At 69.5% G+C, this 7,316-nt stretch carries 5 protein-coding genes; 3 read left to right on the forward strand and 2 right to left on the reverse strand.

What is annotated here, in order from left to right:
* Positions 1 to 27: 27 nt before the first annotated feature.
* Positions 28 to 2,139, reverse strand: a complete 2,112-nt coding sequence (locus IE274_RS16440) for a fructose-specific PTS transporter subunit EIIC (RefSeq protein ID WP_372447225.1) — start codon at positions 2,137 to 2,139, stop codon at positions 28 to 30.
* 369 nt (positions 2,140 to 2,508) lie between these two features.
* Here IE274_RS16440 and ahcY point away from each other — a divergent pair, with 369 nt between their 5' ends.
* Positions 2,509 to 3,963: an adenosylhomocysteinase gene (gene ahcY / locus IE274_RS16445; protein WP_190116449.1), complete on the forward strand. Its 1,455-nt coding sequence runs from the start codon at positions 2,509 to 2,511 to the stop codon at positions 3,961 to 3,963.
* A gap of 226 nt (positions 3,964 to 4,189) precedes the next feature.
* Positions 4,190 to 4,804, forward strand: coding sequence for a hypothetical protein (locus IE274_RS16450; RefSeq protein WP_190116450.1), 615 nt, complete (start codon positions 4,190 to 4,192; stop codon positions 4,802 to 4,804).
* 74 nt (positions 4,805 to 4,878) lie between these two features.
* On the opposite strand, the gene IE274_RS16455 is transcribed toward IE274_RS16450, so the two are convergent.
* Positions 4,879 to 5,874, reverse strand: coding sequence for an RDD family protein (locus IE274_RS16455; protein ID WP_190116451.1), 996 nt, complete (start codon positions 5,872 to 5,874; stop codon positions 4,879 to 4,881).
* A 111-nt stretch (positions 5,875 to 5,985) separates the two neighbouring features.
* Between IE274_RS16455 and IE274_RS16460 the strand changes: the two genes are divergently transcribed.
* On the forward strand, positions 5,986 to 6,993 hold the full coding sequence (locus tag IE274_RS16460) for a stage II sporulation protein M (protein WP_190116452.1): 1,008 nt from the start codon (positions 5,986 to 5,988) through the stop codon (positions 6,991 to 6,993).
* The last annotated feature ends 323 nt before the right edge of the window (positions 6,994 to 7,316 follow it).

Here is a 7,316-nt window from a genome sequence, read left to right on the forward strand (position 1 = left end):
CCCTTCACCGTACGGACGTCCTCGTCCTCACCGCACCTCGCGCAGAACGTCCAGAACCGCCACCTCGTCCGGCGCGGCCACCAGCCGCTCCCGGAACCCGACGTCCATCAACTTCCGCGAAAGCATCGCCAGAATCCGCAGATGCTCATCGCCCGCGGCCGCCTCCGGCACCGAGATCATGAAGATCAGCTTGGCCTTCGTACCGTCGAGCGCCCCCCACTCGATCCCCTCGGCGGACCGAGCGAACCCCACGACCGGCGAGGTCACCGCGTCCGTCTTGGCGTGCGGGATCGCGATCTCCTCACCGAGCCCCGTCGTGCCCTGCGCCTCCCGCCGCAGCGCGGTCCGCACCAGTTCCGCTACGTCGACGACCTTCCCGGTCCGAGCGAGCAGCTCCGCCATCTCCCGGATCGCGGCCTCCTTCTCGTCGGCGTCGAGCTGAACCTTGACGGTCTGCTCGGTCAGATACCCGGAGAGGACTTCGCCACCGGCAGCCGCCGCGTCGGCGGGCACCTGCGCCGCGGGGGCTGAAGGGGCAGGCACGGCAGGGGACTTCGTTGTCGCGCCGGCCCCCGAGCCGACGCCAGGGCCAGCGACGGCCGCCCCGGCCCCGACTCCCGCGAGCACCGGTTCGCTCCCACCGGGCCCGCCGACCAACGGCTCCCCTCGCCGCTTCCGCTCACTGATGTCCACCAGCGCCACGGTCGCGAGCGCAGTGACAACGGTGCCGACCGCCACAGCCACAAAGAACATCGGCACACCCCCGACAGCCCCCAGCACCGCCACAATCGGCCCTCCGTGCGGCACCGCGTCCTTCACATCGGCCAGACCGGCCACCGCACCGGCCACCGCACCACCGAGCATGTTCGCCGGAATGACCTGCGCGGGCCGCGCCGCAGCGAACGGAATCGCACCCTCCGAGATCCCGAACAAGCCCATGAACAAGGCCGCGAGCCCGGTCTCCCGCTCCTGCTCGCTGTACAGCCGCTTGCGGATCAGCGTCGCGAGCCCCTGCCCGAGCGGCATGACGGGAATCGCCGCGGCGCACATGCCCATGACGGTCTGGTTGCCGGTGGCAATGAGCCCCGCGCCGAACAGGAACGCGGTCTTGTTGACCGGCCCACCCATGTCGAACGCGATCATCAGCCCCAGAATGGCGCCGAGCAGAATCGCACTCGTCCCGGTCATCCCGCTGAGCCAGTCCGTCAGATGCTCGAACACCCACGAGATCGGCTTGCCGATGACGTAGATGAAGAACAGCCCGAGCGCACTCGTCGCCAGAATCGGGATCACGATGATCGGCATGATCGGCTGGACGAACTTCGGAACCTTGACCTTCTTGATCCACAGCACCAGATACCCGGCCAGGAACCCGGTCACGATCGCCCCGATGAACCCCGCCCCCGCCTTGGAGTCGTACAGCTCACCGGTGTTGGCGATCCACCCGCCGATCATGCCCGGCACCAACGCGGGCCGGTCCCCGACGGCGTACGCGATGTACCCCGACAGGATCGGCACCATCAGCGTGAAGCCGATGACCCCGATCTGATTCACATGCATCCAGAACGAGTCGTCCGGAATGACGAGGCCGCCCTTGGGGTCGGTGTGCCCGCCGAGCGACAGCGAGATCGCGATCAGCAGCCCACCGACCACGACGAACGGGATCATGTACGAGACGCCGTTCATCAGCGCCTTGTACGCGACGCTCCGCTCCCGGCCGCCGCCCGCACCCCCGCCGCCGCTCGCCGACGCGGTACCACCGGCGCCGCCCCCGCCACCGTGCACGGGCGCGCTCCGCACCTGCTCGATCAGACGCTCCGGGTGACTGATGCCCTCGGACACCCCGACGGACAGCACCCGCTTGCCCGCGAACCGTGCCAGATCCACATCCTTGTCGGCCGCGACGATGATGCCGTCGGCCTCTCTGACATCGTTGTCAGTCAATACATTTTCGGCCCCGATCGAGCCCTGCGTCTCCACCTTCATCTCGATGCCCTGGCGGTCGGCGGCCTGCTGGAGCTTCTCCGCCGCCATGTACGTGTGGGCGATGCCCGTCGGACAGGCGGTCACCGCGAGCAGCTTCAGCCGCTGATGCCCACTGGGGTCCCCGCCTGCCACGGGGTCGGCCGGACTGGTCACGTGGATCTCCTAACGCCTTGGCTAAAAAACGATCGCGCGCATGCTCCCGATCTCCCGGCATCCTGCAACAGTCGAGGACCAGTGCAAAAGCGCAAAGGTCCCGGTTCGACGGGGTCTCATGGCCTTTGTTCCATCCTCGATTCGGCCACAGTCCGGCACGAGGCGGGCTGGGGCGCGCTGCGCCAATCGGTGTAGATTCGTGACAGTGCCAGACGTCGCTGCTGATGGCGGTCGGGCGGTCCGCTCCTGGACCGGCCGAGGGAGAGAGGGCCTCCGACGGACTGCACTGCGCGCGCCGGTGCACCTCTGTGCCCCGACGCCGCAGGTCAGCCATGCCCACCCTCGACCAATCACGAGGAGCAGCTCAGAATGACTGCCGCCAACGGCCAGGACTTCAAGGTCGCCGACATCTCCCTCGCCGACTACGGCCGCAAGGAGATCACCCTCGCCGAGCACGAGATGCCCGGCCTGATGTCGATCCGCAAGGAATTCGCCGCCAGCCAGCCCCTGGCCGGCGCCCGCATCATGGGCTCCCTGCACATGACCGTGCAGACCGCCGTCCTCATCGAGACCCTCGTCGCCCTCGGCGCCGAGGTCCGCTGGGTCTCCTGCAACATCTTCTCGACCCAGGACCACGCCGCCGCGGCCATCGCCGTCGGCCCGAACGGCACCCCGGACAACCCCCAGGGCATCCCGGTCTTCGCCTGGAAGGGCGAGACCCTGGAGGAGTACTGGTGGTGCACCGAGCAGGCCCTGACCTGGCCGAACTCGCCCACCGGCGGCCCGAACATGATCCTGGACGACGGTGGCGACGCCACCCTCCTCGTCCACAAGGGCGTCGAGTACGAGAAGGACGGCAAGGTCCCGGCGATCGAGACCGCCGAGTCCGACGAGCACCGCGTCATCCTCCAGGTCCTGCACCGCACGCTCGGTGAGAACCCGCAGAAGTGGACCCAGCTCGCCTCGGAGATCCGCGGCGTCACGGAGGAGACCACCACCGGCGTCCACCGCCTGTACGAGATGCACCGCGACGGGCAGCTCCTGTTCCCGGCGATCAACGTCAACGACGCCGTCACCAAGTCGAAGTTCGACAACAAGTACGGCTGCCGCCACTCGCTCATCGACGGCATCAACCGCGCCACCGACGTCCTCATCGGCGGCAAGACCGCGGTCGTCTGCGGCTACGGCGACGTGGGCAAGGGCTGCGCCGAGTCGCTGCGCGGCCAGGGCGCCCGCGTGATCATCACCGAGATCGACCCGATCTGCGCCCTGCAGGCCGCGATGGACGGCTACCAGGTCACGACGCTCGACGACGTGGTGGAGACGGCCGACATCTTCATCACCACGACCGGCAACAAGGACATCATCATGGCCTCGGACATGGCCAAGATGAAGCACCAGGCGATCGTGGGCAACATCGGCCACTTCGACAACGAGCTCGACATGGCCGGCCTGGCGAAGATCCCGGGCATCGTCAAGGACGAGGTCAAGCCGCAGGTCCACACCTGGACGCACCCCGACGGCAAGGTCCTCATCGTGCTGTCCGAGGGCCGCCTGCTGAACCTGGGCAACGCCACCGGCCACCCGTCCTTCGTGATGTCCAACTCGTTCGCGGACCAGACCCTGGCCCAGATCGAGCTGTTCACCAAGCCCGACGAGTACCCGACCGACGTCTACGTGCTCCCCAAGCACCTCGACGAGAAGGTCGCCCGCCTGCACCTGGACTCGCTCGGCGTGAAGCTCACGACGCTCCGCCCCGAGCAGGCCTCGTACATCGGCGTCCAGGTCGAGGGCCCGTACAAGCCGGACCACTACCGCTACTGACCCCGGCCCCGGCCGCCACCGCGACCACCCCGACACGGGACCCGGTCATGACCTCACCCCGACACGGGGCCCGGTCACGACCCGGCTCCCGACGCGGGACCGGTCACGCCCGGCGGCCGCCCGGCAGTACGCCTCCAGCAGGCCCTCGCCCCTCGCGGCGGGGGCCTGCCCCCGTAGCGGCGCCCGCCGGGATGCTCTGCCCCACGCCCGACAAGGACCACGCACCATGCCTCGCGGCCGATATTCGCTTCACGATCCGCACGATCACACTCCCCTCGGCGAAGAACACTTCCACTGCGCGCCCGGCCCTTCCGGCTGGCGCTACGTCGCCCAGCGCACCACCCCCTCGGGCGACCACGCGGGCTCCGTCGATCTGGCCCTCGACGAACTCGGCCGCCCCATCCGACTCGAACTGAACGCTTCCGGCTGGCGGGTGCGCGCCGCCGCCCTCGACGGCGTCACCTGGGTCCGGACCGACGCCACCGGCGCGCACGCCGACGAGCACAACGCCCCCGCTCACGCCATCACTGGCACATCCCCCGCCTTCCTCGTCGCCACCGCCCGACTGCTGCGGCTCACCCCCGATTCCCCCGCGACCCGCGTCCGCCTGGTCGCCTTCACGGACCCGGTCCTCGCCCCCCGCACCCTCGACCAGTCCTGGGCCCTGCTGAAAAGCGAAGCACACGCCACTGACAACGGCCCCCTGACCGTGGACGAATACCAGGTCACAGCCCTGGACACGGGCGAACAGCACACCGTCCACCTCACCGGCGACGTCGTCCTCGCGGCCCCCGGCATCGAGCTGGAGAACCTGGAAACCCCGCCGTCGGTGTTCGGCTGAGGCTGAGGCTGAGGTGCGGGCGGGGCGCCAAGCGGGTGCGGCCCCAAGCGGGTGCGGCCTACGTCGGTGCTGATCTACGCGGGCGGCACGAAGCCCGTCGAGGGCCGGGCGGGCTCCTCGGGGGCCGGGGGAGTGGGCGTAGGGGGCATGGCGGCGGGCTGGGGCGGCTGGGCCGGTCCGGTCGGCGACGGAGGTGGGGGCGCGAGCTGGTCGGCGTACCCGGGAGCTGCGAACGGGCCCGGCTGCTGACCAGACCCTGACCAGGCCGCGGGCGCACCCGGACCACTCGGCCCACCCGGCACCGGCGCCACTCCCGCCCCCTGCTCCCCGAACGCCCGCCGCGCCTCGCGGGCCTGCCGCTCGTGCACGACAGCGGCGAGGAAGGCCGCCGGGGGCACGCCCTCCGGCGCCGGCGCCCCGGTCCGTGCGACCACATCATTGGCGAGACGTTCCGCCATCGCCCAGCCGACCTGCGGATCGAGCTGCCCCATCCGCGTCAGGTACTGGCGAATGGCCAGCCAGAGCCCGTCCGGCACGGCCGACAGGTCCAGCTCCGCGAACCGCCCCACGAGCCACGGCGGCGGCGCGGGCACGTACTCGGTACGCCCCGTCGGCACCCGTTCCCGTACGACGAGCGTCCCCGCGAACACATCCCCCAGCCGCCGCCCGCGCTCCGACACCAGCGAGGCGATGCACGCGACGACCCCGAACGTCATGAGGATCTCGACGACCCCGATCGCCCCGCGCACCAACGCGTGCCGGAACCGGATCGGCCCGCCGTCGTCCCGCACCACCCGTAGTCCGCACGCCAGCTTCCCGAGCGACCGCCCATGACTCAGCGTCTCCACCGCGATCGGCACGCCCACGAGCACCAGCACGAACGTGGCCACCGCGATCGCGGCGACCGCCGCGTCGTCGAGCGACCCGGCCGCGGCCAGCAGCCCCAGCGTCACGGCCAGATACGCCGACCAGGCCACGACCATGTCGATGAGCACCGCCAGCGCACGACTCGGCAACTTCGCGGGACGCAGTTCCAGCGCCACCGCCTCGCCCGTCACCAGCTCACTCACGCCTGCCGCCCTTCCCGTCGATGCCCCCGGAACCGCCAGTCTGCCAAGCTGACTATCGATCGCGCCGCACCACGAGAGCCGCAGTACGAGAAGCCGAGGAGCAGCCAACCGATGGACCTCGACGTCTTCGTGTCCGCCCACCGGGCCGAATGGGACCGTCTGGACGCCCTGCTGCGCCGCCAACGCCGCCTCACCGGCCCCGAGGCCGACGAACTCGTCGTCCTCTACCAGCGCACGGCCACGCACCTCTCACTGATCCAGTCCAGCGCCCCGGACCCGCAGCTCACCGGCCGCCTCACCCAGCTGGTGGCACGCGCGCGTAGTGCTGTGACAGGCACCCGCCGTGCCTCCTGGAGAGACGCCACCCGCTTCCTGACCCACGGTTTCCCCGCGGCGGTCTACCGCTCCCGCCACTGGTGGGTCCCCACGGCCCTGCTCTCCGTAGCCCTGGCCGCAGTAATCGGCTGGTGGATAGGCACCCACCCCGAAGTGCAGTCCTCCATAGCCGCCCCTTCGGAGCTGCGTGATCTCACCCGCCCCGGAGGCGAGTACGAGACGTACTACTCCAGCCATCCGGCGGCGTCCTTCGCCGCCCAGGTATGGACGAACAACGCCCAGGCAGCAGCGATGTGCCTGGTCCTGGGTGCGTTCCTCTGCCTTCCGGTCATCTGGATCCTCTTCCAGAACATGCTCAACCTGGGTGTCGGCATCGGCCTGATGTCCTCCGCGGACCGCCTCGACACGTTCCTGGGCCTCGTCCTCCCACACGGCCTCCTGGAGCTGACCGCCGTCTTCGTAGCCGCCGGTACCGGCCTCCGCCTCGGCTGGACCCTCATCGACCCCGGCCCACGAACCCGCCGCACCGCCATGGCCGAGGAGGGCCGCGCCGCACTGGGCATGGCCATCGGCCTGGCCCTGGTCCTCCTGATCTCCGGCGCCATCGAAGGCTTCGTCACCCCGTCCGGCCTCCCCACCTGGGCCCGAATCAGCATCGGCATCGCCGCCGAGCTGGCGTTCCTCGCGTACGTCTACGTCCTCGGTGGCCGGGCCGCGCGCGAAGGCGAGACGGGCGACATCGAAGAGCACGAGCGCAGTGCCACGGTGCCTACTGCCGCGTGATGTGCGCACGTCGCATCTGACCTGCTAGTCTCCTCATCGCCCCAGAAAAGTCATTGACATGGCAGGTCCGGGGAGGTAGATTCGAACAGTTGCCTAGAGCTGGACAGCTCGCGTGGCGACAGTTAAAATCCTCCTGCTTCTTGAATCTCATTTAATCGAGAAGCCATCCCGATGAATCGGAAAGTTGAGCCGGTCAGACCGGCCGAAAACTTCTGATAAAGTCGGAAACGCCGGAAAGGGAAACGCGAAAGCGAATACCTGGAAGGCGCCGAGGAAATCGGGTCGGAACGGGAAGCCGGAAAGATCTGATAGAGTCGGAAACG

This window comes from Streptomyces flavofungini, from assembly GCF_014650815.1.
Taxonomy (GTDB): domain Bacteria; phylum Actinomycetota; class Actinomycetes; order Streptomycetales; family Streptomycetaceae; genus Streptomyces; species Streptomyces flavofungini.

What these genes read in the sequence shown, in the direction of transcription:
- IE274_RS16460 (WP_190116452.1), top strand. Translation starts at nt 5,986, where the DNA reads ATGGACCTCGACGTCTTCGTGTCCGCCCACCGGGCCGAATGGGACCGT.
- ahcY (WP_190116449.1), top strand. Translation starts at nt 2,509, where the DNA reads ATGACTGCCGCCAACGGCCAGGACTTCAAGGTCGCCGACATCTCCCTC.
- IE274_RS16450 (WP_190116450.1), top strand. Translation starts at nt 4,190, where the DNA reads ATGCCTCGCGGCCGATATTCGCTTCACGATCCGCACGATCACACTCCC.